Below are 25345 nucleotides of genomic sequence, written 5' to 3'. Positions count from 1 at the left end.
CTCAAGAAACAACTTACAAATTCAAAATAATTTGGCAAAAAAGATTTTTAATTCTATTGATAGCGGGACTTTAGAAGCCTTAGCAAAAATTTTGGCTGACACTGGACAGGGTTTAACCGGAACAGAACTATCAAAATTTATTCCTGAGGCTGGACTTACAGACATTGACCCAACAAACACAAAATGGAAACGTCTTTACAATAGTTTTGCTAACTATCAAAACCAAAATCACAACTCAAATAGTATTCTAAAATTTATAAACCTATCTATTAGGCCTTCACGTTTCGTAGGGCAAAATGAAAAGTTTGAGACTACTCGAGCAGAGTTGAACAAAAGACTTTCATTTATTGGATTACATTTGAATGAGAGTGGAGTGTTCAACCCAGTTTCAGTATCAAGGACTATATCAGAAGCGGAGCAGCGTGTGAATAAATTTATAACAAAACTTGAAAATAGAAATATCCACCCTAAAATATTTGAATATTGTAACTCAGAATTAATAACAGAAAACTATTTTCATTCTGTATTTGAAGCAGTTAAAAGTATAGCAGAAGAGATTAGAAAAAGAACAAATCTAACTCTTGATGGAGCTGAACTTATGGAAAAAGCTTTATCAATAACAAATCCATTGATCAAAATTAATTCTTTACAAACAGAGACAGAAAAAAGTGAACAAAAAGGATTTTCGAACTTAATAAAAGGAGTGTTTGGCATGTTTAGGAATTCAACAGCACACACACCTAAAGTTATTTGGATAATAACCGAAGATGAAGCATTAGATATTATGACAACAATATCATTAATACATAAAAAATTAAATAATAGCAGGTACTAACCGCAGTTATAAATCTTTGCTGGAAGAGTGTTTGTTAATGTTTGTTCGCATAATTCCTTGTGCTACCTAGACATCTAATCGCCATGAAGAAACAACGGTTAATAGCTGCAAAGGATTTGTTTTAATTGTTGTTCGCTAAGGTTACTTTTAGAGTAAAAATATGTAACAAATTTTCCTATCTTGCATCAGACCGGCTTGACAGTATTTATGGTCATGCCGTTCAACGCTGACAGGTCTGCGACGCTGTCAGGTTTTCACTACCCAATTCCCCATCTTCCACTCTCCCCTTCTCCCAGTCTCCCCCTCTTCATGCATCATTTATTCCTAATCCTCGTCTTTTTAATAAAGACAATGAAAATGAAAGTATACTCAAAATATATAATTGCCTCAATCGCAGGTATAATAATTCTCCTTGTAACATTTACCGCATGTTCCACAACGCATTTGCCCATTCCAAACAATGATTCCATTTTAACCTGGATGAAAAATGAAAATGTGCCGACAGTGGGTATCTGCATTATTGAAGATGGGACAATCCGGCAGACTATTATGATTGGAAGTATTGAGTATCATTCTCCCGCACCGCTCAATACGCTATTTAATATAGCTTCATTAACCAAACCGTTGCTATCCATGACCACATTGAAATTAGTCAGCAACGGCCAATGGAACCTGGATGAACCGCTGTATCATTATTGGACTGACCCCGATGTGGCAAACGATTCCTTAAACAGAAAACTGACAACACGCCATGTATTGAGTCACCAATCAGGATTACCTAACTGGAGAGGTCATGAACCCGGCGGAAAATTATCCTTTGCCTTTGAACCGGGAACGCAATGGAAATATTCCGGTGAAGGTTTCGAATATCTACGAAAAGCATTGGAAAACAAATTCAATATTCCTATTGAAAGATTAGTGGATTCCATATTATTTAAACCGCTGGGCATGAATGACACCCGGTTTTACTGGGACGATACAATGGATACCACTCTCTATGCCGACAGATACGATGCAGAGGGGAAACCTTATGAAAAAGAAAGGTGGTATTCGGCGAATGCTTCAAACCTGGTTCTGACAACCGTTGAAGATTATGCAAAATTCGCCATTGCCATACTTAAAGGAAATTATTTGTCCCCTGAGGTACAAAAGGAAATGATTCAAAAACAAGCCCTGACATCAAATGGAATTGAGGTTGGTTTAGGTTGGTTTATGATTAAAAACCTGAGCAATGGAGGTTATTTATTATACCATTCCGGCAGTAACCGCGGGCAAAACACCAAAGTTTTCCTTTTGCCGGAGTCCCGGAAAGGAATTATAATCTTCACCAATGGAGAAAATGGAAACAACGTATGTGAGAAAATAATTTCTGAATATTTTGATTCCGGTAAAGAAATCCTTGACCGCATTAAATAATACAGGCTCACCAACCGCTTGAAACAACTTTGAAACAACTTGAAACAACTTTGAAACCATCTGAAACAACTTTGAAACAAAATCCCTATCTTGCATCATAGTTTAAGGTGAAGTTGTTTAGTGAGGGTGATGGACCGGCCTGAGGGGAGATTCCTTTGAATGTCGCATATACACTCACAATATGAACCCTGTTAAGTTTTGCTTCCTTGTTGTCCTGTTGTTTCCGTTTTATGTGTCAGGACAGACTGTTTTAACGCTCCGGGACGCTGTCCGCATTGCCAACGACAGCTCACTGTCTGCTTTCCGGTACCGGAATCTTTACCTGGCCAGCTATTGGGATTACCGGTCTTACCTGGCACAGAAAAAGCCTTCTCTTACATTAAGCACAACCTTGCTGGATTATAACCGGCAGCTCACAAAACGGTATAATTCGGTGCTCGACCGCGACGAATACCGCCAGCAGCAAAACTTGTATTCGTATGCCAATGCCTCCGTAAGCCAGAATATTCCCTTTACCGGCGGCTCCCTGTATGTGGATACTGAAATCGGCCGGCTACAGAATTTCGGGGATGACGAATACACGCAGTTTTCCACTGTACCGTTACGGATCGGACTTTACCAGCCTCTTCTCGGTTTTAATTCGTTCAAATGGAAACGCAAAATTGAACCACTGAAATACGAAAAAGCACAAAAAGAGTATATCGAATCCGCTGAAGTCATTTCAGGAATTATAACCGAATATTTCTTTGCTTTGCTCACGGCACAGAACCGGGTAGAAATGGCGTCTGTAAATGTCGCAAACGCAGATACGCTTTACAGGATCGGACAAAAACGGCTCGAAATCGCCACCCTCTCCCAGGAAGATGTGTTAACGCTGAAGGTAAATGCCCTTAACGCCAGGAACCAGCTTGCTTCAGCCAACAAACAGCTGAATGCCGCACGGTTCAGCCTGTTTTCATTCCTCAGGTTGCAGGAGAATAATACCATGCAGTTGCAGATACCCGACCTGCTTCCTGAATTCTCGGTTGATTTTGAAAAAGCATTCACTGAAGCCAAATCCAACAACCCTTACCTTCTCGATTACAACCAGCAGGTCCTTGAATCGGCAGGTAACATGGAACAGGTTAAACGGGAAGGACTCATGAGCGCATCCCTTGTGGCCAGTTACGGCCTTGATCAGCAGAATTCAAAATTGCCGGAGGCATACAAAAATCCGATGGACCAGCAACGGGCAATGGTAGGCGTATCCATTCCCATTATCGACTGGGGTAAAAGACGCGGCCAGTACAACATGGCAAAGAACAGTTTTGAAGCGGTTAAATTGTCGGCAGAGCAGGCTGAAACCGACTTCAGGCAAACGGTAATGCTTGCCGTCAGCGACTTTAATATGCAACGCGATGTGGTGATTACAGCCCGTGAAACAAGGGAAGCAGCACAACTGGCCTATAAAATTACAAAGCAACGTTTCGTAATCGGCAAATCGGATGTCAATAGCGTGGCACTGGCGCTCGAACGCCAGGACGCCGCCAACCTGAATTACCTGGATGCACTGAGGCTGTTCTGGAAGTATTATTACACGGTTCGGCAGCTGACGCTGTATGATTTTGAGAAGGATAAGACGCTGGTGAGGGCGTTGGAGGAGGAGTTGGGATTGTAGTTTGAGGAAGAAGTTTGAAAGAAGTTTAAGGAAGAGGTTTGAAAGAAGTTTGAAGAATAGGAGGAATGAAGAATGAAAGAATGAAGGAATGAAGGAATGAAGGTCTGAGATAGTACCAAAGTGGTTCCAAGGTGGTTCCAAGGTGGTTCCAAATGAATAGTTCCAAATTGTTTGATAAAATAAATGAATAATTTTTTCACATTAATTTTTTTGATTCTGATTGCCGGATGCAGCAGGAGACAGGATGATTCGCTTTTGGTGATTGATACGGAGGAGACGAAGCCGGGTGAAATGAAACTATCTCAGATGTTTCAAAAAGAGGGAATGGTTATTCTCGAAACAAATGATTCCTGCTTGATCAGCAATATCCGCCAGGTTATTAAAGTAAAAGATAATTTATTCATTCTATCATCACATGATATAGATAATGAAATATTGAAATTCAATACTGACGGAAAGTATATTGGACGCATTGGCCGTATCGGGCACGGTCCGGGAGAATATAGCCAATTAAGGGATCTTACCGTGGACACACTTAATAACAGGTTAATTGCCGGATCTGATAATGGAATTATTGTTTACAACTTTGATGGAACACTGATTAATAAATTTTCTTTCAAAACGCCTGAAATAATTGAGGATTTAGCATGGATCGATAATTCACTTCTGGTTTTTGGAATAAAATTTAAAACCGGATCGTTGATTCAATATTCAATGGACATTTATGATCAGAATTTGAAAAAGCAGGATAGCCTAATACTCTTTGTCAATAAAAGTGAAAAACTCAATATAGTACAGAATACAATAATACTTTCAGATGTACAGTCGGGTAAATATTTATATTTCCCTGTAATCGATAAGGATGTGCCGTTACATGATACAATTTTTAAACTAAAAGAAAATAATTTAATTCCTACAATCCGGTTAAAAATCAATTCGATTGAAAAGAATGAGGATTGGAAAATTGAAAACAATGGTTCACCTGTTTTTCAAGATTTTTTACATATAAATGAAGCATACAGGACAGATGACTTTCTTTTTGTCAATTACCAGAAGGTAATGCCTTATTTGCTTATTTATAGTTTTAATGAAAAGAAAGGAGATATTATAAGAAGCGGTTTTACCGATGATCTTCTAATGCCGGGTCAACATAATCAGCTTATAACACCTGTTCCCCTGAATTTAAGAAAAGGCGAATTCTATTATGCTTTAAGTGGAGTTTCAGTTGCCGATAAATGGCAAGACGTTAACGAAAACAGTAATCCCGTTATGTTTTTTCTGAATCTTAAAAAATCTCATCACAATCATTGATACATGAATAAATTTCTCACATTGATTTTTTTGATTCTGATTGCCGGATGCGGTAGACAGGATACTTCGCTTCCGGTAATTGATACGCAGGCTTCGAAACCAAGAGTTGTTAATTTATCCGAAATATTTGAAAAGGATGAAATGATTATTCTTGAAACGAGTGATTCATGTCTATTAACGAATATTTCACAGGTAATAAAAACAAAGGATGCAATTTATGTTCTTGACAATAACTGGAATGTCAGCAGAATTGGAATGTTCGACAGAACCGGCCGGTTTATCAGATGGATTGGCAGAATGGGCAACGGACCGGAAGAATATCACTTCTTATCAGCAATTACTTTGGATAGTATTAACCAAAAACTTATTGCTGTTTCTGAAAAAGACATCCTCGAATATAAACTCGATGGCAGTTTTATCCAATCATACCCGACAGGAATAAAATCTCAGATTGAAAATATTTACGTAATCAATGATACCATTTGGCTTTTCAATCACGATTATTATAATACACCTGACGAAAGAAAAATAATATATTTCTATTATCATTCAGAAAAGAAGGACAGTATTATTTTGAATCGCTATAAATCAAGGACAGATGTCCTTCAGATTTCTTCCAATACTCAAATTATTTCACAGTTAAAGGAATCGACATACATTTATTTTCCTGTACTTTCTCCTGAGCCATTTCTGAGAGACACTCTTTATGAGATCAAAGGCAAAAGGTTATTGCCGGCATTAAAACTTGATTTTTCATCAGTATTGAAGGTAAGCAATGGGACAGTAGCCAGCAATCTATCCTTTAATGAATGGAAAAAAGGATGCATCAGGTTAAGGAACATTACCTTGAATGATATATACAGAACTCACAATTTTCTGTTTGCGGATTATACCCTGGATAGTACTTCATACAAATTCTGTTATGATTTTACGAAACAGGATGGGTTTAACATGGAATTTGGATTTCATGATGATTTATTTGGCACAGGGCAGTTCTTTAATCCAAAACCGATGGATCTGTATAATGGCCGGTTTTATTACAGCATGAATAGTATTTCTATAAAAGACGTGATACCGGGTATAAATGAAGAGAGTAACCCTGTATTATTCTTCCTGAAAATAAAAACCTAATCTGAATTAATAATTGAAAGAATGAAGGAATAAAGGAATGAAGGAATGAAGGAATGAAGGAATGAAAAATGAAGGAATGAAAAAATGAAAAAATGAAGGGTCTGAAATAGTTCCAAGGTTGTTTCAGGTTGTTTCAGATGGTTTCAGATGGTTGGTGAGCCTGTCGAACCATGGTTGGTGAGCCTGTCGAACCATGGTTGGTGAGCCTGTCGAACCATAGTTTCAAATAGTTCAATAAAATATACATGAATAAGTTTTTAATATTAGTTTTTTTGATTCTGATTGCCGGATGCGGCAGACAGGATAATTCTCTTCCGGTGATTGATACACAGGCCTCGAAAACAAGAGTAGTTAATTTATCTGAAGTATTTGAAAAGGATGAAATGATTATTCTTGAAACGAATGATTCATGTTTGATATCCTATATTACCCAGGTAATAAAAACAAAGGAGGCAATCTATATCCTGGATATCCGTTATGGTGCATTTTTAACCAGCAGAATTTTAAAATTTGATAAAGCAGGCCGGTTTATCAGACAGATTGGAACAACCGGCAACGGACCCGGAGAATATCACTTAGTCACAGCTATTGCTTATGATAGCTTAAATCATAATATTATTGCTGTTTCTGAAAAAGACATCCTTGAATATGACCTTGACGGAAATTTAATTGAATATTATCCTACAAGAATTAATTCCCATATTGACAATATTTATTTACTAAATGATACTGTTTGGCTTTTGAATCATGAAATGAACTATGATATTGAAGAAAAAATTTCGTTATTCTTTTATCACAATAAGCAAAAGCAGGATAGCATTCTATTACATCAATATAAATCGGATACCAAAGTACTTTTAACCTCCCAAAACACTCCCGTAATTTCTGACCTGGCAAAGGCCCGGTATATCTACTATCCTGTCAGGTATCCCGAACCATTCCTTAGAGACACCCTTTATGAAATTAAAGGCAGAAAGTTTTTACCTTCTTTAAAACTTGATTTTTCTGCTGTTTTGAAGGTGAGTAATGAGACACTACCCCAAAACTTACCTTTCAGGGAATGGATCAAGGAATCTATGCGGATCAGAAACATATCCCTGATGGATATATATCGGACAAACCGGTTTCTTGTTGCGGATTATTTAATGGACAGCACTCTACGTAAATTTTGTTACGACTTTAAAAAATTGGATGGATTTAACCTTGAATATGGATTTCATGATGATTGGTTTGGTTCACAACAGCCAATCAATCCATTGCCCATGGACTTGAATAATGGTCAATTCTTTTTCAGTATGAACAGTATGTATATTATGGATAAGATACCGGGCATAAATGAAAACAGTAACCCCGTACTATTTTTTTTAAAAATTAAATCCTAATCTGAATTAATGATCGAATGAATGAAAGAATGAAGAAATGAAAGAATGAAAAATGAAAGAATGAAGAGATGATAGTTCAAGGTTGTTAGTGGTTCCAAAGTGGTTCCAAATAGTTCCAGGGTTGTTTCAAATAGTTTCAAATAGTTTCAAATAGTTAAAGACGATCAGATAGTATGAAAGCCATTTTATTTTTATTGTTAGTTACAATTCTTTTGGGATGTGGCAAAAAGGTAAAAGATTCTTCATTGTCTTCCGATCAATCTGAAACTGCTGTAAATAAAGCTGACTCTTTAGCGGAAGGAGAATTTGAATTGGACAATGAGGTTTTCGGACAAACGATTGAACTTGCAGGTATCAATCATCCCGTTGACAATATTTTCGAGGTTAAGGAACCCGAAATGCTTGCCACAGACAGTATTCTCATAGTAAAAAACAGGAATGGCGATAATATGTTTATGGCCTATTCCCTTCCCGGTTTCAATTTAATCAAATCGTTCGGCAGATTTGGAGAGGGTCCGGATGAGTTGCAGTTTCCCCTGATAATTAAGGCTAATAATCCTGATGTATATTGCTATATCCAGGAATGGAGAAAAAGCCATATGCTTGCCTTAAATCATTCCTTAGAGATATTTCCGCTTTCTTTTAGCATCCCTATTTCGACCTTTGAGCGACAAATTTGCAGCCTGAATGATAGTACTTTTTTCATTTCAACATTCAGTAAGGGAAAGAGAAGCATAATTGAATTAAAGGCCTTGCATGATTCGGTTATTACCAATCCTTTTCTTAACCTGTCGTTTTCAAAGGACCTGAATGAGTGGACTTCTTTCATCGGTGATTTTGGTTTAAATTCTCAAAAAAAGAGAATTGTATTTGCTTACAAATATTTTAAACGGATCGTATTTATAGATATAGAAAATAAGAAAAGCAGGATAGTTAAATTCAGTGAGCAGAATACCAGTGCCGATCTAAAAAGTAATCCCTTAGGCCCTGAAAACACTACGTACTACTGGGGATTATCAGCAAATAAAAATTATGTGTATTTTTTATACAGTGGAAGAACACCTGTTGATGTTTCGGAAGAATTAAGAAAAGGACCGGGATATATTTTTGTTGAGCAATTTGACTGGAATGGCAATCCGATAAGGAAATTCAAACTGGATCACTGGGGATATTTTTGTGTAAGTGAAGATGAAAAAACAATATACATGTTGTCAACAACAGAAGAACAACCCATTTACAGCTTTACAATTCCTGAATTAATAAAACAACCATGAGGATTCTCGCTTTTATCTCTACAGTTATAGTCATTTATGCCTGTTCGACCGATAAGAATTCAGTTGACCAGCAAATTGAAAAGAAACAATTTGTTTCAGAAAAAAATCCCGTCGATATCATCATTCTCAAAAAATCAGATTTCAGGAAGGAACTGGTGAGTAACGGGAAGCTGAAGGCAAAGAAAAAAAGCATGTTGAAATTCAACAGCGGTGATGAACTGTTGCAGCTTAATGTGTCAAACGGGGATCATGTGAACCCGGGACAGGTTATTGCCGTATTGAACAAAGAGCGGTCGGTACAGCAGTTGCAACAGGCAAAAGCAAATTTTGAGAAAGCAAGGTACGAATTGCAGAATGTGCTGATCGGACAGAATTACTCGCTTGACGACAGCGCATCCATACCCAAAAAGGTATACAATATGGCCTGCATTCAATCGGGTTATACATCGGCAAAAAGTCAACTCGAATCCGCTAAACTGGAATATGCTTCGAAAGAATTGAAAGCCCCCTACCCCGGGATCATTGCCAGTATCAAATATAAATTATACGAACAGGTTGGCGGCGGAACCGAATTCTGCACACTCATCGACAATTCATCCTTCGAAGTGGAATTCCCTGTCCTGGAATCGGAATTACAGGATATTTCAAGGGGCAAAGAGGTTAAAATAATGCCCTTTTCAATGGAGAACAAGGTATTTAAAGGCAGGATAACTGAAATTAACCCGATTGTAGATGAGAACGGAATGATCCAGGTAAAGGCCATTGTGGATCAATCCTCATCCCTGCTTGACGGGATGAATGTCCGTGTGCTTGTTGAAAATGCAATTTCAAACCAGCTTGTCGTTCCCAAAGCTGCCGTTGTACTGCGCGATAACCAGCATGTGTTGTTCAGGATAATCGGAGGTAAAGCCTACTGGACATACGTGGAAACCACCGCCGAAAACAGCGATTCCTATTCCGTAATTCCCAACGCCGATAAAGGCGCAACGCTTGAGCCGGGGGATACTGTTATTGTTTCAGGGAATCTGAATTTGGCGCATGAATCCTGTGTGGAGGTTAAGTAGTTACATGTTGTTTTATGGTTTCAAATTGTTTCAAGGTAGTTCCAAAGTTGTTTCAAAGTTGTTTCAAATTGTTCAACTAAATTAGAATTCTATGTCAACGATTAACCGTTTTGAAGATTTGGAAATTTGGCAATTATCCCGATTTCTATGCAAAGAGATTAATATGATTATTCATTCAAATGCCTTTAGGAATGATTTCACCCTTATTAATCAAATAAAAGGCTCTAGTGGATCAATAATGGACAATATTGCCGAAGGATTTGAAAGAGGAGGTAACAAAGAGTTTTCTCAGTTCTTGTCAATTTCCAAAGGATCAGCTGGAGAATCAAGATCTCAGCTTTACAGGGCATTTGACAATTCTTACATCACGGAAGACCAATTGAAGGATTTAAGAAAAAGACTTATTCAATTAAGTAGCAAAATCAGCAATATGATGTCTTATATTAAACAGTCAGAATACAAGGGTACAAAATACAAATCAAAGTAAAAAAACAAGTAATAAAATGAATACCAACTTGGAACTACTTTGGAACCATTTTGGAACAACTTGGAACTACTTTGGAACCATTTTGGAACCACTTTGGAACAATATGGAACAATATGGAACCACATTGGAACAATCTGAAACAACCTGAAACACTCTTCCATGGTTAGATTTTTGTTAAACAAACCCATCTCCGTCACCATGACATTCCTGGCTTTGCTGGCACTTGGTGTGGTGGCATTGCTGAGATTGCCGGTTTCGCTGATGCCTGATGTGGATATTCCGAAGATTACGGTTCAGATTAACGCGGCCAATCTCTCAGCCCGCGAACTTGAAAATGCAGTGGTCAGCAGTTTCAGGATCCAGTTGATGCAGGTTGCCCACCTGGCTGATCTGAAAAGTGAAACACGCGACGGCAGCTCGGTAATCCGGTTGGATTTTGACTATGGCAGCAATATTGATTATGCTTTTATCGAGGTAAATGAAAAAATTGACAGGGTGATGGCCTCTATGCCGGCCGGTATTGAACGGCCACGTGTGATCAAAGCAAGCGCCACCGACATCCCTGTTTTCTACCTGGATCTAACGCTGAAAAATAAGTCGAAACCCGTTGATAAGGGTAATTCAACTAAATCAGACTTAACCGAATTTTACCGGCTCAGCAACTTTGCCGACCAGGTGATTCGGAAGCGCATTGAACAATTACCCCAGGTGGCCATTGCCGATATCAGCGGCCAGGTTTTTTCCGAAATACTCATCATACCCGATAAATCAAAACTGGATGGACTTGAAATCAGCTATGCCGATATTGAAAATGCACTCAACGAAAACAATATCACTTCAGGAAATCTTCTGATACGCGACGGGCAATACCAGTACAATGTACGATTCGGAAATGAACTCAGAACCAAAGAGGATATCGCCAACATTTACCTGAAAAACAAGGACAGGTTAATACAGGTTAAGGATATCGCCGAAGTGAAGGAACAGCCCCGGAAAAGAAAAGGGGAGGTTATATCCGACGGAGACAATGCCATTACAATGGCTATTATAAAGCAGTCGGATGCCCGCATGAATGATCTTAAAAAGGAAGTAAAAAAACTGATATCCATATTGAGAACGGATTACCCGGATATCAATTTCAATATAAGCCGTGACCAAACACAGCTGCTGGATTTCTCGATGCGGAACCTGGGACAAAGCCTGTATTTCGGAGCTTTCCTGGCTTTCATTGTAATGTTCCTGTTCCTTAAAAATGTAAGATCGCCATGGCTCGTGGGCGTTACGTTGCCGGCTGCACTGATCATTTCATTGCTTTTCTTTCACCTGGCAGGCCTGACATTAAATGTAATTTCACTGGCCGGACTTGTACTGGGCATCAGCGTAATGACAGATAATTCGATTGTGGTTATTGATAATATTTCCCAACACAGGGAACGGGGAAGCACATTGGATGAATCATGCATACGGGGCACCAACGAGGTCATCCGGCCTATGTTAAGTGCCGTGCTTACCACCTGTGCCGTATACATCCCTTTGATATTTATCAGCGGCATAACAGGAGCGCTGTTTTATGACCAGGCCATTGCCATCACCATAAGCCAGTTTGTATCTCTTTTTATCGGAATCACGATCCTGCCGGTTTATTACAAGATCATGTTCAAGGATGGCAAAACGGGTGAAATGACAGGATTCCTGAAAAAAGTAAATGACCTTGATTACGGCAGGCTATATGAAAAAGGATTCAAGTTTGTGATGCGGCACCAGGTGTTCAGCACAGGCAGTGTCATCGGGATGCTTGTATTAGCGGGATTCCTGTTTGTCAGCCTTCAGAAAACCAAACTTCCCGCCATTGTAAAAGATGAGACCATATTGCGAATCGACTGGAACGACCGGATCAATATTGATGAAAATTACAGGAGGGTAAATCAGCTCCTGGCCGGCATTGAAAATAAAATGGCTCACAACACGTGCATCATAGGCGAACAACAATTTCTTCTCGATCATAACAGTCCCGAAGCTGCATCGGAAGCACTGGTTTATATAAAAGCAACCCGGTCCGATGCGCTGGATTCGATCTTTAAGTCGATTTCGGGATTTTTAAAAGAGAATTACCGGATGGCATCCTTCAACTTTGAAGATGCCGGGAATATTTTCGACCAGCTTTTCGGTGAGAACCAGGCTCCGCTTGAAGTCAGGTTAAGATTCACGGCAGATTTCGGTCCCATGGCCAATACACGGCTGAATAATACGGTAAGCAGCCTGCAGGAAGCCTTCCCGGGTTACAACATTAACAATATAGTATGGCAGGAACAGATGGTTCTTAAAACCGATCCGGCACGAATGGCATTGTATGAAGTTTCCTATGGCCAGGTTTTCAGCGCCCTGAAACGGTCGTTCAGTGAGAACCAGGTTCTGCTGGTTGCCGATAACCAGAATTTCATACCGGTAATTATAGGCGACAAACAACAGGATATACATCGGATCATTGATGGTCTTTCAGTGATGAATAATAAAAAGATTGAGATACCATTAAAGAGCCTGATATCCCAGACAACCGGCAACGATTTAAAAACAATCGTTGCGGGACAGGAAGGGGAATATTACCCGGTGGCCATGAATGTGCCGTCAAAGGAAATCCGTAAAACACAAAAATCAATCATCAATCAATTATCTAAGGATGGGCATTTTGAGGCGGGATTTTCAGGATCCTACTTTTCGAACAGGAATCTGATAAAGCAGCTGACCGTGATTTTCATCATTTCATTAGCCTTACTGTATTTTATCCTGGCATCCCAATTTGAATCCCTGACCCTTCCGCTCATTGTTTTGATGGAGATTCCGGTTGACCTCTTCGGGGCTTTCCTGTTCCTTAAATTATTCGGTGATGGGATCAACCTGATGTCAATGATCGGGATTGTAGTAATGAGCGGTGTTGTCATCAATGACTCCATTCTGAAAGTGGATACCTTCAACCAGCTCATGAATGAAGGCTATCCCTTGCTTAAGGCATTAATGGTAGGGGGACAACGGAGGCTTAAGCCTATTGTAATGACGGCCCTGACTGCAATTCTTGCCTTGTTGCCACTCCTGTTTTTCGGCGGCATGGGGGCAGATTTGCAGCGACCCATGGCATTAACCATAATCGGAGGCATGATTGTAGGAACGATTGTGAGTCTTTTTATGGTGCCGTTGGGGTATTATTATTTGAGAAAATGAAGGAGTGAAGGAATGAAGGAATGAAGGAATGAAAGAGTGTGGTTCCAATGTGGTTCCAAATGGTTCCAATGTGGTTCCAAATGGTTCCAATGAGGTTCCAACCTGGAACAACCTTGAAATAACCTTGAAATAACCTTGAAACAACCTTGAAACAACCTTGAAACAACCTTGAAACTAAATAAATCTATGAAACCAAATTTGTTCTTCTTACTGTATTTACTTGTGATGATTTCATCCTGTAAAAACCCTACCCCACCGACACCAAAAGAACACGGGTTTTTTACGGTGGATTTTGAAAAAGCACTGAGTAATGAAAAGCTTATTAAGCTTTCGGAAATTGCCAAATCGGTGAAGTATATTCCGCTTCAGACTGACAGTACCTGTTTATTACCCGGTAGTACGGATTTTATGTTCACAAATGATTACATACTATATCCGGGCAGGGATGAAATCCTCGAATTTGATTATACCGGTAAGTTTATTCGTAAAATCGGCACTCCCGGCAAGGGTCCCAATGAAATCAATATGATGATGAGTGCCTCGGTATTGAACAACGAGAACCTTGTTGCTGTAAAAACTCTTGGAAATAATAAGATGATTTATTTTGATCTGAACGGTCGGTTTGTCAAATCAGTTGATGCACGCATGGTTTTCGGGTATGCCTTTCAGAATGACACCATGCTCGCTTATGACCTGTGTTCTATGGGTTATGAGGATTATTTCTTCAGGTTGACAAACAGTAAAAACGATACAATATCCGTAGTTCAGAATCCCTATAAATGGACAAATAACACCGGAACTTATACCATGATGACCTTTGATGGATTCAACCCGTTTTACTGGTATAAGAACCGTTGTTATTTCAAGTGTATGCATAACGATACGGTGTACACGATTACGAAAGGGAAAATAGTGCCATCCTACCTGATTAATTTGGGCAAATATCAGTTGCCTATTGAAAAGCGACCTGAAAACCCCGCATCCATGGCTGAATTCGAAAACATCAAAGATCAGTATTACTATGCGTGTTCCATTGAGAACCAGGGAAAAGTGTTTGTCAGTTCTTTCAGATTCGGCGGAGAGAACCAACAGAATATTTTATATGATATTGAAAAGAATACAGGAGAATATCTTGTAAATGACAGTAGCAATGCTTCAGGCTTTATTAACGACTGGGATGGAGGTCCTGATTTCTGGCCACAGGGTAATGTAAATGATAATACACTTTTTATGGCTATTCCTGCGGTTAAATTAAAGGCACTTGTGGAATCCGATGCATTTCTGAATGCAACAGGTAACGATAAAAACCGGAAAGCATTGATTGACCTGGCTGCTAAGGTGAAGGAGGAGGATAACCCGGTTCTTATGCTGGTTGAACTTTAGTTCCATAGTGGTTCCAAGTGGTTCAAAGATAGTTCCAAAATGGTTCCAAAGTGGTTCAAATTGGAACAAATTGGAACAAATTGGAACAACCTTGAAACAACCTTGAAACAACCTTGAAACAACCTTGAAACAACCTTGAAACAAAATGGAACAACCTTGAAACAACCTGAAACCACATGAAACTATCCTCTTTTTCTGTTCTAATCTGGTCCCTCGTCCTCACGCTCATCGGAATCACTCTGGTCCCGATGCTGAATGTGCAACTGAACCCTACCAGGTCCGAGGAAGCGATAACCGTTTCGTATTCATGGCCCGAAGCCTCGGCAAGGATTATTGAACAGGAAGTAACATCAAAGCTTGAAGGGGTTTTCAGTGGCATAAAAGGGTTGAAGGAAATATCATCGGTTACTTCCAAAGGAAGCGGGACTATTGACCTGGCCTTTAAGAAGAATGTATCCCTTGATGCCGTTCGTTTTGAAGTGGCTACATTAATACGCAGGGTTTACAGGGAATTGCCCGGACAGGTTTCGTATCCGCAATTATCCGTTGGGTTTGGCGGAAAGAAAATTTCCTCAATCCTTACATATACCCTGAATGCCAGTGCCAGTCCTTTTTATATCCAGAAATACGCCGAAAGGAACCTGGTTCCCAAAATCGCTTCCATTAAGGGAGTGAATGACGTGAATGTATATGGCGCTACGCGTTTTGAATATGTGGTTACCTATAACCCGGATCAGTTAAGAGTACTCAATGTTCCAACTTCAGCCGTTGCATCGGCTATCAACGACTGGTTCAGGCAGGATATGCTGGGACTCAATGAAGATTCCGGCAAACAAGACGGAAACGAAATACGAGTTATCTTAACCAATTCGGGTTATACCGCCGATGCATGGAATGACATTCCGGTTTTAAAAACAGGCGGACGAATCATTCGGCTTGGAGATATAGCCACTGTAACATACAGGGAACAGTTGCCAGACCGGTATTACCGGATTAACGGGTTGAATGCCGTATTTCTTGTTATTTACGCCCAGGATGGTGCAAACACCTTAAAAATCAGCCAACGGGTTAAAACCGGAATTACAAAATTGAAGGAAACACTTCCCCCGGGTTACTCGATAATGCTTTCAAACGACTCAACCACTTTCCTTGCAAAAGAACTGCGCACCATTGCATTCAGGTCCATTGCATCTTTGCTTGTGCTTATGCTTTTTGTGCTGGCGTTAAGCCGGCAATGGACTTACCTGCTGCTGATATTATTCAGCATGGTTGTCAACCTAGCTGTAGCAGTAATATTTTATTATTTATTGCATCTTGAGATCCATCTATATTCGCTTGCCGGTATCAGCGTATCATTTGGAATGATCATAACCAATTCAATAGTCATGATCGACCATTTCAGGTATCACAGAAATAAATCCGTTTTCATTGCCATACTGGCCGCAACGCTCACTACCATTGGTTCATTATGTGTTATATTCTTCCTGAAAGAAAGGGATCGGATCAATTTAACCGACTTTGCCTGGGTAATGATCATCAACCTTACCGTTTCAATGGCAATTGCGTTATGGTTCATTCCTTCGCTGATGGAAAAAATTAAACTGAAAAACAGGTTCAGCCGGTTCCGGACAGCCAATAAAAGAAGGATTGTCCGTTTTGGAACCCTCTATGGTAATTCCATTATGATGATGAGGAAATACAGGTGGGCGCTCATCATACTGCTGATTGCCGGTTTTGGTATTCCTGTTCAATGGTTGCCTGAAAAAATTGACAAAAAAACAAAAGCAGCGCATTTTTACAATATTACACTGGGCAGTACCTGGTTCCAGAAGAAAATAAAGCCGGCATCGGAAAAGATTTTAGGAGGTTCCCTCCGCTTATTTACCGGGCATCTTGTAAAAGGCTCATTCTACGCTGAACCACAGCGCACCACATTATATGTTAACGGAAGCATGCCCGAAGGATGTACCATTCACCAGTTGAATGAAGCCATGCTTAAAATGGAAAATTACATCAGCAGGTATAAGGAAGTAGAATTATTTGAATCGTCAATTCATAATTACAACGATGCCTCCATCCGGATACAATTCAACAAAGAATTTGAAAACGGGGCATTTCCGTTTTATTTAAAAGAAGCGCTGACTTCAAAGGCTATTGGCCTGGGAGGAGTGGACTGGGGTATTTTTGGCGTGGGAGAAGGATTCAGCAACGCACTGTATTCGGGTTTTCTCTCAAACAGGATCGTACTCGAAGGTTTTAATTATGATCAACTGTATGCCATTGCAACCGATTTGCAGGCACGGCTTAAAAAGAATCAGCGTGTAGGCCAGATTGAGATCACAGGGGATAATTCTTACTGGAATACAAAAGCCCTGAATGAGTATTACATGTCGTTCAATCCCATGCAGCTTTCACTGAACAACATGACTATACGGAGTTACTATGATTTTCTGAAGGAGAAGCTTTACAACCAGCCCGTCAACGCGGTTTACAATGGAGATGAATTGGTTCCGGTGATCCTCACTTCAAGGGATTTCGACAGGTACAATACCTGGTGGATTAAAAACGGTCCCATTACCTCCGGCAATAAATTCTCGAAACTGAATTCAATCGGAAGTATCTCGAAACAACGGATGGGCAATGATATTTTCAGGGTGAACCAGCAGTATAGGTTATCGGTTGCCTATGAGTTCATAGGGCCAGGTGAATTAGCCAGGCGGGTGCTTGAGAGAAACATTAAAGAAACTGCCACCATGTTGCCGCTGGGATATAAGGTAAGTGACTATACTTACAATTTCTGGTGGCAGAACGAACCGGAGCAGTATTATTTAATCCTGCTGGTTTTGGCTATTATTTACCTGATCTGCGCCATTCTCCTCGAATCACTTTTACAGCCGCTTGCCATCATGGCGCTGATCCCGGTTTCCTTTATCGGGGTATTTCTCACATTTTATGCTTTCGGGTTTAATTTTGACCAGGGAGGATTTGCCTCATTTATTTTATTAGCGGGAATTGTAGTGAATTCGGGACTTTTTATAATTAACGACTTCAATAACCTGAAGAACAGAAATCAACCCGGTTTGAAGCTATATATAAAAGCCTACAATCAGAAAATCCTTCCTGTAATTTATACGGTGCTTTCGACCATATTCGGGTTGATTCCTTTTATCTGGGGAGGTCAGCACCAGGTTTTCTGGTTTGCCTTTGCAGCCGGAACGATTGGCGGATTGCTGTTTTCGGTGTTGGCTTTGATAGTGTTCCAGCCGGTGTTTTTGAGGTTCAAAAAATAGTTTCATGTGGTTTCATGTGGTTTAAAGTAGTTCCAAGGTAGTTCCAAATTGTTTCATATAGTTTCAGGTGGTTTCAGATGGTTTGGTTTCCTGTCCCTATCGTCCCTATTGTCCCTATCGTCCCTACAAAACTAACGCATATGAATCTTCAAAATCACCGGGTTACTGTTTTCATTAATTTGGCTTAAAACGGGATGCATTTTTCTCAAATATTCACTTGAAGTTTTAGTTTGCTCAGAAGCTGATGACCAGGCTTTCTGAAAATCCATGGCATTGATAGCCGCATAGAAATAACCTTCACTGCAATTGAAAACTCTTTTAAACGGAATGGGTAATATTCCATCCAGGTCATTTCTGAGATAGACCACCATCATTCGTTGAGTGTGGATATTTCTTTCTCCATTGCACGGATACAGCTTAGTTGAGTTGTTTTCTTTGTTATAAACAACAAGAATGCCGGTATCAGTCAGGGAAGTGATTTCAAATATCAAAAAGGTTTTTGTTTCAAAAAATGCCTGTACCAAATATCCGGTCGGAGGATTATCACTTACAATAAACATTCTTGTATCTCGCCAGGCTTCCCATTCAAGCTTCTCATTACCAAGATTTATTTTGTATTTTGCCTGCTGCTTAAACTGCTTATCAACAGAAAAAATGGTGTCAGAAAAGTTTTCTTTATAAAGAAGGGTCGAATCTGTTACCTGGTAAAGATCATCCATGAGAATGATGGAAGGATATCTATCCATCTGATTTTTATTATAACTCCGATAATTTTTGCACAATACAATCAGCGAATCATTGTTCAAATTATAACATGAATAAATATTTTTAACCTGTGGAAATTGTTGACTTGGAATAAACAGGTAATTATTAAAGAAACTAAGACTATAGCGTGGTTTTGATCCCGACTTTTCAAAAGGACAGTTTATAGTTCTTCTTAAAGAACCTGAATTACTATATACCTTAATGGTTTCATCATAACCATAAATATAGATACAACTATCTGCTTTATTAACAGCAAAATTTTTTGGAAGACATTCCTTTGGGCCATGCCCAAGCTGGTAAACACGATTAATAAAATTCCCGTTATTGTCAAACCTGTATTTTGCCTGTTCCAGAAAAAAAGAATTATTTACGGATGTCACCACTATTATATCCTGCAACAGAGCACTGTCGGATGTTTCCAACGGTATATATTCAATTTCATCTGCTATCTCTGACAGATTCAGTGAATCATGGTTCAATTGTGATACATTGACTTTAATTTCAACAGGATATTTTTCCTCATCAGTATTCGGAAGATGTTTACAAGAGAGGCTTAAGAATAGTAAAAGGGTTAATGAACAAAGAAATTTCATTATGGCAAAATTTTGGATTGCATGAATTAAAGCACTGTAATTTAATAAATATTGTAAGATGATCTTCGTTTTCATACTTCCCGGAAACCGCATGTTAAAAAAGTTGAATAAGAGAATGATCAGTTTTAGCATTTATTGCTTACATTTCTGCATAATCAGTTAATTTGATATGAAAATAAATAATTATCTTATTTGTTCCCTGTTATTGGTATACTCCTGTACTCAAAGGAAATCTATACCTGAATATAACCTTGAAAAGACAACTGAGTCGCGGGTTATCAATTTAAGCGAAATGCTTACTGATATACGCACCGTAAGACTTGAAACTACGGATGAAACATTACTTGGTAATAATATACAATATCTTGTAGGCGATCATTACATTGTTTCAATAGACAATGATAAAATAGTCCAGTTCACGGATTCCGGAAAATTTGTGCGAATCCTGGCCAAAGCCGGGAAAGGCCCCGGGGAATTTCTTCGGGTTGATGCATTTGCCCTGGATGACTTAAACAATATCCTTTATATCAACCACAGGGGCGATCAAAAGCACATAAGCGCTTACGATCTGAACACAGGAATATTATCTGCACGATTTTTAACAGGAATTGAAAATATCATTTCCCGGATTGATGTGGTTAATGATACCACCTTACTCATTGTTCCCCGTATGAATAAGGAATACAATATGTATTACCTGTCGACTTCAGGAATAATTCTGAATGGAATAGCGCCCCCGGCTGCAAAGGGAATTGGTTTGGAAACAAGCATTTTCAAACTGCCTGACTTCATTTATTATATGCCGAAAGAGTTTGACACTCTTTATAAAGTAACGGATGTGAAAACTGAACCGGATTGCCTGTTTAACGTAGAAGACCGGTTCACTTTCATCAATAATGAAACGGGCAATTTTGTGTACCTGTCAGGCATGACTTCCTCGTTCATCATTGCCAATAAAGTGCATGCGCGAATTGATTTGAATGACGATGGTGAAACCTTCAGCATGAATGCAGATAAGCTGACCAAATACTGGATCGACAGGAAAGATCATTCTGTGGCTGAAATATCAGGTTTTAACAATGACTATTTTAACATAAAGGAGAACCGGGATCCATGGGATAATTACCTCTTTACTTCAAACAATATGGGTTATGTATGTTATCCTCCTGTTTACCTGAAGAAACTTATTGACAGTACATTAACTTACAGTGAGCCAGATAAAATACTTAAAGACCGGATTTCAACGCTGAATGATCAACTAAAAGAAGACGACAACCCGGTGTTAGTGGTTGGAAGGTTGAAATAATTGTTGTATTAAAACAAAATGAACAAATAAATCGTGATTGGATTATTAGCTAAACTATTGCAATGAAAACGCTTCTGATTTGTTTGTTATTCGTACCTGTTAAAGTCATGGCCCAATCAGATACTATGATTACAGAAAATTTCCTTCAATCTTTTGCTGATGCATTCAATGCGCATGATCTCAAGGCTATCATGTCGCACATGACTGAAGACTGTATTTTTGAAGCCTCTGCCGGGCCTGACGTTGATGGGGAGAAATTTACAGGACAGGAAAACGTCAGGAAAGCTTTTGAAACTGTGTTTGCATCTTTCCCGGATGCACGGTGGGACAACCCTCATCACTTCATATCCGGTAACCGGGGGTTCACTGAATGGACTTTTTCAGGAACCAGTCAGGACGGAAAAATCATTGAGGTAACCGGATGTGATCTGTTTACCTTTGAGAATGGGAAGATTGCTATTAAGAACTCATACAGGAAAAACCGAATTCTACGGTCCAAAGACTAAACAACTGCCATTTAACCACAGTTAACTCAGTTCCCATCATCTCGTCCTATCCGTCCCATAGGTCCTATGGGTCCCATGCCAGTAGGTTGTTTAATTTTCTGAATGGGACCTATGGGACATATAGGACCAATGTGACAAACAGAATTACAGCATGTGCCAGAAATTTATATCTTCACTCAGTTTTTTTTATTATTCTCTATGACTATCGAAGACCAGCAGAAAGACCGGATGAAAAAGGATCCGGAAAATTACAAGTGGGGATTATTCTATTTCAATAAATACGATCCGCGCATATTGGTTCCCAAAAGAAATAATATGATGGGATGGACGCTCAATTTCGCCAGCCCGTATTCATACCTGTTCCTTATAGCTATTGTATTAATTGCTGTTGCTGCGGAAAAATTCTTATAATTTATAATACATTATAGGTATTTTGATTAAATTTCAAGAATAATCATTCGGTTTTGTACCCAAAAAACACCCTAAAATAAAACCCGATGAAAAACTTCCTAATTCTTGCAATCGCAGTTTGTTGCTGTTTAAAATCCCGTTCCCAGGAAATAATTTTTAGGGATGATTTCAGTGATTCCACAGCCTGGGAACTGTCAACACCCGTTATTGTTGAAGCCGGATCAGCCTCGGCTTTGTTTGAAGATCAAAAATTGGTACTGGACGCAGGTCAGGGTTTTACGGACTGCACTTCAGCCACTGCCACTTTAAAAACGAAAGTTAACCCGGTTAATGATGACGACCTGATAATGGTAAAAGTGTTTGTCGATTCATTCGACATCATGGGCTCCTATGATTTCCGCATTAATTTAGGAATAAAATCGAAAATCGTTCATCTTAAAATTGATGATATCTATTTGCCGGCAATAAAAAAGCCAATTATTCAATTCCATATTTCCGACACCGTGGCAATTAGTATATCTACCGCATTGAATCCTGATTCGATTTTAATTAGTGATAATGAATTACTGAATAGTCCTTCACACAAACAGGTTATTGATTCCGAAAATTCAGATTCTGTAAATATTCAATTGGAGGCGAATGCGTGTGCGGCCGATATTGGTGCTGAAACAAGAGCCGTGGTCGATTCGATAACCATTACAAGACTTATTGAAAATTCCAATTCAGAAATAAATTCCGCCGGTAATTTACCGGTAGTAAAAAAATTCAGCGACATTTATTTCTTAGAATTTGAAGAGTTCACTTCCTGTATAATCCATGTAATTGATATTTCGGGCCGAAGCATTGTTAATCATACATTCAATGGTAACTTATTTGACCTTGGATTCCTTTCTGAAGGGATTTATTTGATTAATGTACAAAGCGATAAATGGAATTATACTACTAAAGTGAATATCATAAAATAAAAGTTCAAAATAGTATCTTAGCGGGAAAAGTATTCCCATACACAGTTTCAGGATGCCTGGCTTTTATATAAGAAAAATTTCAAAAGCGGATATTGAACCGTTACAGCAAATAGCGCGGAAAACATTTTTTGAGACTTTCTCGGAATTCAATACTCCGGCAAATATGCAGAAATACCTGGATGAAAGTTTTGCAACGGAAAAGCTGATTTCGGAACTTCAGGATAAGAATTCGGAATTCTGGTTCGCTTTTCAGGATGAAAAGGTTGTGGGTTATTTAAAAATAAATTACGGGCCGGCACAGACTGAAATCAATGACGACAGGGCTGTTGAAATTGAAAGGATTTATGTTTTAAAGGAACTGCATGGTAAAAATGTGGGGCAGCTTCTTTATGAAAAAGCTTTTGAAATTGCCTGCAAGAAAAAGCTGGATTACATGTGGCTTGGCGTTTGGGAAAAGAATTTCCGCGCACAGAAATTTTATCTGAAGAACGGTTTTTTTGAATTCGCCAAACATATCTTCAGGCTCGGAAATGAGGTGCAAACGGATCTTCTCCTGAGAAAGTCCCTTTAATCTGATATTCATCCCGGGCAAGACCAATCAGAAGAAACTACCAGGTATAAGTAAACCATCTATTCCCTGATTATTTTCTTATGTGACACTTCACTGTTGTTGTTATAGAAGCTTATCAGGTAAAGGCCCGATGGCACATCAGTAAAATCGATTTCTCCATCCGTTACGGGTTCGCTTTTAATTAATTCCCCTTTAACCGAGTAGAGTAAAAAGCGATTTATTCCTGCTGAATTCTTAAGAATCAGCCTGTCTTTCACCGGAACCGGATATATTATCACATCATCCGGTTCAGGATTTGCAATCGCTGTAAATTGCGAACTATCGATAATTTCATAAATATCTAATAAGCCAGTCATTTCCTCGGATACTAAAACAAATTTATTGTCGGAGCTGAACTTAATCTGATCGATCATTCCGGTTCCGGCTGTAAACAAAGTATCAAATGCCAGATCCTTAATACTATAAATTCCCAGTGTTCTGTCATATCCTCCGCATGCAAGGTATTGTTCCGAAGAATCTACGGCTACTGAGTAAACATAATGATCAAATAAAGGCACAGATTTTTCAAGCGATAATGTTTCCACATCGATTATTTCAATACTGCCGCTTAAATAAGCACCTCCGACTGCAACTTTCAGCTTATCATTCTGCCTGAAGAACACAGGCGAATAAGTTCCTCCGTTAGGTGAAGTATTAATTACATTTACCTCTTTCGTTTCAAGGTTGACTATAGTAACTGAATCACCATGATATACTCCATTCAGGGCGACGTATTTTTTATCGTCAGAAATAGCAATATCAGCTTCCAGGTCAATATCATTAATGTATGTGCTGTCAATAACATCAATACTATCTGAAAGAACATTGTAGTCGAACCATTTGATAAGTCTTTTAAAATTCACACTTGTATAGCTTAACGTTACCAGCATCTTATTATCTTTTGAAAATGCAAAGTCGCAGAGATGTCCGGTATACTTTGGCTGAACATAGAGTATGTGTTCAGCCGGTGAATTAAAATTACTGATTGAACGGATTGTATCATCCGAATTGAAATAAATAAATCGGTTTTCATTAATGAACTTCAGATCATAATCAGGTTGGTTTCGTTTTGTCTTATATTTAACAGCATCATGCTTCAAATCATATAATACCAGGGTATCCGATACAAAGTCATTAGAAGTTTTGCTATAGGCAATATATTGGTTATTTAAGTCGAAGAAATCATCAAAAAACATTACAGCTTCACCCCCGGTATTAAGACTTTTAACCAGGATAACGGTATCAATTTGTTGTGTGTGACTGTTTAACTGAATGGACAAAAAAGCCAAAAGAGCCAGAGCCGGCCTGAAAGATTTCATAGTTTTGGTTTTAAGGTTTAAGATTTGGGATAAAATAAAGTCGAAATGTACTAAATTTCATGCAGTTATTAATAATATAAGACCGGAAGATCGCAAATAATTCGTTAAAGTTGTTATTCATAAAACCTGCAAAATGCAAGCGGCATTCTTTCAATACATACTTCTTATCCTCATCATCCTGGCACTTGTAATTGCTGCAAACCGGCTGAAAGTGCCGTCGCCAATCATGCTGGTTCTCGGAGGCACTGCTCTTGGATTTATCAGCAGTTTCTCAAAAATCACCATTGATCCGCAACTCATCTTTTTCATTTTCCTGCCTCCCCTGCTCTACGAAGCCGCCTGGCAGGTATCTTGGAAAGAGTTCTGGAAATACAGGCGTGTGATTTTAAGCTTTGCCTTCCCAATAGTTATCCTTACTGCCTTT

Annotated in this window: 20 protein-coding genes; 18 read left to right on the top strand and 2 right to left on the bottom strand. The window is 39.0% G+C overall.

All coding sequences use genetic code 11. The features are described 5' to 3' along the window. The first annotated feature begins 31 nt into the window (after positions 1 to 31). The 12 genes from VK179_07770 to VK179_07715 all read left to right on the top strand — a co-directional run bounded on the left by VK179_07770 (position 32) and on the right by VK179_07715 (position 18446). Positions 32 to 835 (top strand): TIGR02391 family protein, encoded by an 804-nt coding sequence (locus tag VK179_07770; GenBank protein ID HLO58624.1) that lies wholly within the window; start codon positions 32 to 34, stop codon positions 833 to 835. Positions 836 to 1192: 357 nt separating this feature from the next. After that, positions 1193 to 2251 carry a serine hydrolase domain-containing protein gene (locus VK179_07765; GenBank protein ID HLO58623.1) on the top strand — a complete coding sequence of 353 codons (1059 nt, stop codon included), beginning with the start codon at positions 1193 to 1195 and terminating at the stop codon, positions 2249 to 2251. Positions 2252 to 2432: 181 nt separating this feature from the next. After that, positions 2433 to 3908 carry a TolC family protein gene (locus tag VK179_07760; protein HLO58622.1) on the top strand — a complete coding sequence of 492 codons (1476 nt, stop codon included), beginning with the start codon at positions 2433 to 2435 and terminating at the stop codon, positions 3906 to 3908. Positions 3909 to 4091: 183 nt separating this feature from the next. Beyond that, positions 4092 to 5219 carry a 6-bladed beta-propeller gene (locus tag VK179_07755; GenBank protein ID HLO58621.1) on the top strand — a complete coding sequence of 376 codons (1128 nt, stop codon included), beginning with the start codon at positions 4092 to 4094 and terminating at the stop codon, positions 5217 to 5219. A gap of 3 nt (positions 5220 to 5222) precedes the next feature. Beyond that, a complete protein-coding gene (locus tag VK179_07750; protein HLO58620.1) occupies positions 5223 to 6350 on the top strand; it encodes a 6-bladed beta-propeller in 1128 nt (375 codons plus the stop codon). Between the two features lie 245 nt (positions 6351 to 6595). Next, the gene (locus VK179_07745; protein HLO58619.1) at positions 6596 to 7732 is read left to right on the top strand and encodes a 6-bladed beta-propeller; all 1137 of its coding nucleotides are present in this window, start codon (positions 6596 to 6598) and stop codon (positions 7730 to 7732) included. Positions 7733 to 7905: 173 nt separating this feature from the next. Next, on the top strand, positions 7906 to 9006 hold the full coding sequence (locus VK179_07740; GenBank protein HLO58618.1) for a BF3164 family lipoprotein: 1101 nt from the start codon (positions 7906 to 7908) through the stop codon (positions 9004 to 9006). Further along, positions 9003 to 10070 carry an efflux RND transporter periplasmic adaptor subunit gene (locus tag VK179_07735; GenBank protein ID HLO58617.1) on the top strand — a complete coding sequence of 356 codons (1068 nt, stop codon included), beginning with the start codon at positions 9003 to 9005 and terminating at the stop codon, positions 10068 to 10070. Before VK179_07740 ends, VK179_07735 begins: the two co-directional genes overlap by 4 nt. Before the next feature lie 91 nt (positions 10071 to 10161). Further along, complete coding sequence (locus VK179_07730; GenBank protein ID HLO58616.1) at positions 10162 to 10557, top strand: four helix bundle protein; 396 nt, start codon at positions 10162 to 10164, stop codon at positions 10555 to 10557. 159 nt (positions 10558 to 10716) lie between these two features. Next, positions 10717 to 13773 carry an efflux RND transporter permease subunit gene (locus tag VK179_07725; GenBank protein ID HLO58615.1) on the top strand — a complete coding sequence of 1019 codons (3057 nt, stop codon included), beginning with the start codon at positions 10717 to 10719 and terminating at the stop codon, positions 13771 to 13773. Between the two features lie 186 nt (positions 13774 to 13959). After that, positions 13960 to 15156: a 6-bladed beta-propeller gene (locus VK179_07720; GenBank protein HLO58614.1), complete on the top strand. Its 1197-nt coding sequence runs from the start codon at positions 13960 to 13962 to the stop codon at positions 15154 to 15156. A gap of 176 nt (positions 15157 to 15332) precedes the next feature. Then, positions 15333 to 18446, top strand: coding sequence for an efflux RND transporter permease subunit (locus VK179_07715; protein ID HLO58613.1), 3114 nt, complete (start codon positions 15333 to 15335; stop codon positions 18444 to 18446). A gap of 131 nt (positions 18447 to 18577) precedes the next feature. Here the strand turns inward: VK179_07715 and VK179_07710 are convergent, their stop codons facing one another. Beyond that, a complete protein-coding gene (locus VK179_07710; protein ID HLO58612.1) occupies positions 18578 to 19804 on the bottom strand; it encodes a 6-bladed beta-propeller in 1227 nt (408 codons plus the stop codon). Positions 19805 to 19973: 169 nt separating this feature from the next. On the opposite strand from VK179_07710, the gene VK179_07705 reads away from it, so the two are divergent. The 5 genes from VK179_07705 to VK179_07685 all read left to right on the top strand — a co-directional run bounded on the left by VK179_07705 (position 19974) and on the right by VK179_07685 (position 23563). Beyond that, positions 19974 to 21110 carry a 6-bladed beta-propeller gene (locus VK179_07705; GenBank protein HLO58611.1) on the top strand — a complete coding sequence of 379 codons (1137 nt, stop codon included), beginning with the start codon at positions 19974 to 19976 and terminating at the stop codon, positions 21108 to 21110. A gap of 62 nt (positions 21111 to 21172) precedes the next feature. Further along, positions 21173 to 21616: a nuclear transport factor 2 family protein gene (locus VK179_07700; protein HLO58610.1), complete on the top strand. Its 444-nt coding sequence runs from the start codon at positions 21173 to 21175 to the stop codon at positions 21614 to 21616. 198 nt (positions 21617 to 21814) lie between these two features. Further along, on the top strand, positions 21815 to 22027 hold the full coding sequence (locus VK179_07695; GenBank protein ID HLO58609.1) for a DUF5808 domain-containing protein: 213 nt from the start codon (positions 21815 to 21817) through the stop codon (positions 22025 to 22027). 86 nt (positions 22028 to 22113) lie between these two features. After that, a complete protein-coding gene (locus tag VK179_07690; GenBank protein HLO58608.1) occupies positions 22114 to 22992 on the top strand; it encodes a T9SS type A sorting domain-containing protein in 879 nt (292 codons plus the stop codon). A 52-nt stretch (positions 22993 to 23044) separates the two neighbouring features. After that, positions 23045 to 23563, top strand: coding sequence for a GNAT family N-acetyltransferase (locus tag VK179_07685; GenBank protein HLO58607.1), 519 nt, complete (start codon positions 23045 to 23047; stop codon positions 23561 to 23563). Positions 23564 to 23622: 59 nt separating this feature from the next. Here VK179_07685 and VK179_07680 read toward each other — a convergent pair whose 3' ends face one another. Continuing rightward, the gene (locus VK179_07680; protein ID HLO58606.1) at positions 23623 to 24921 is read right to left on the bottom strand and encodes a T9SS type A sorting domain-containing protein; all 1299 of its coding nucleotides are present in this window, start codon (positions 24919 to 24921) and stop codon (positions 23623 to 23625) included. 133 nt (positions 24922 to 25054) lie between these two features. Between VK179_07680 and VK179_07675 the strand changes: the two genes are divergently transcribed. Beyond that, the coding region (locus VK179_07675) for a cation:proton antiporter (GenBank protein ID HLO58605.1) at positions 25055 to 25345 on the top strand (291 nt) is incomplete at its 3' end.

It is taken from the genome of Bacteroidales bacterium, from assembly GCA_035299085.1.
GTDB lineage: Bacteria > Bacteroidota > Bacteroidia > Bacteroidales > UBA10428 > UBA5072.
The sequence above is the reverse complement of the archived record's forward strand: the minus strand, read 5'-3'. Positions and strand labels throughout refer to the sequence as shown.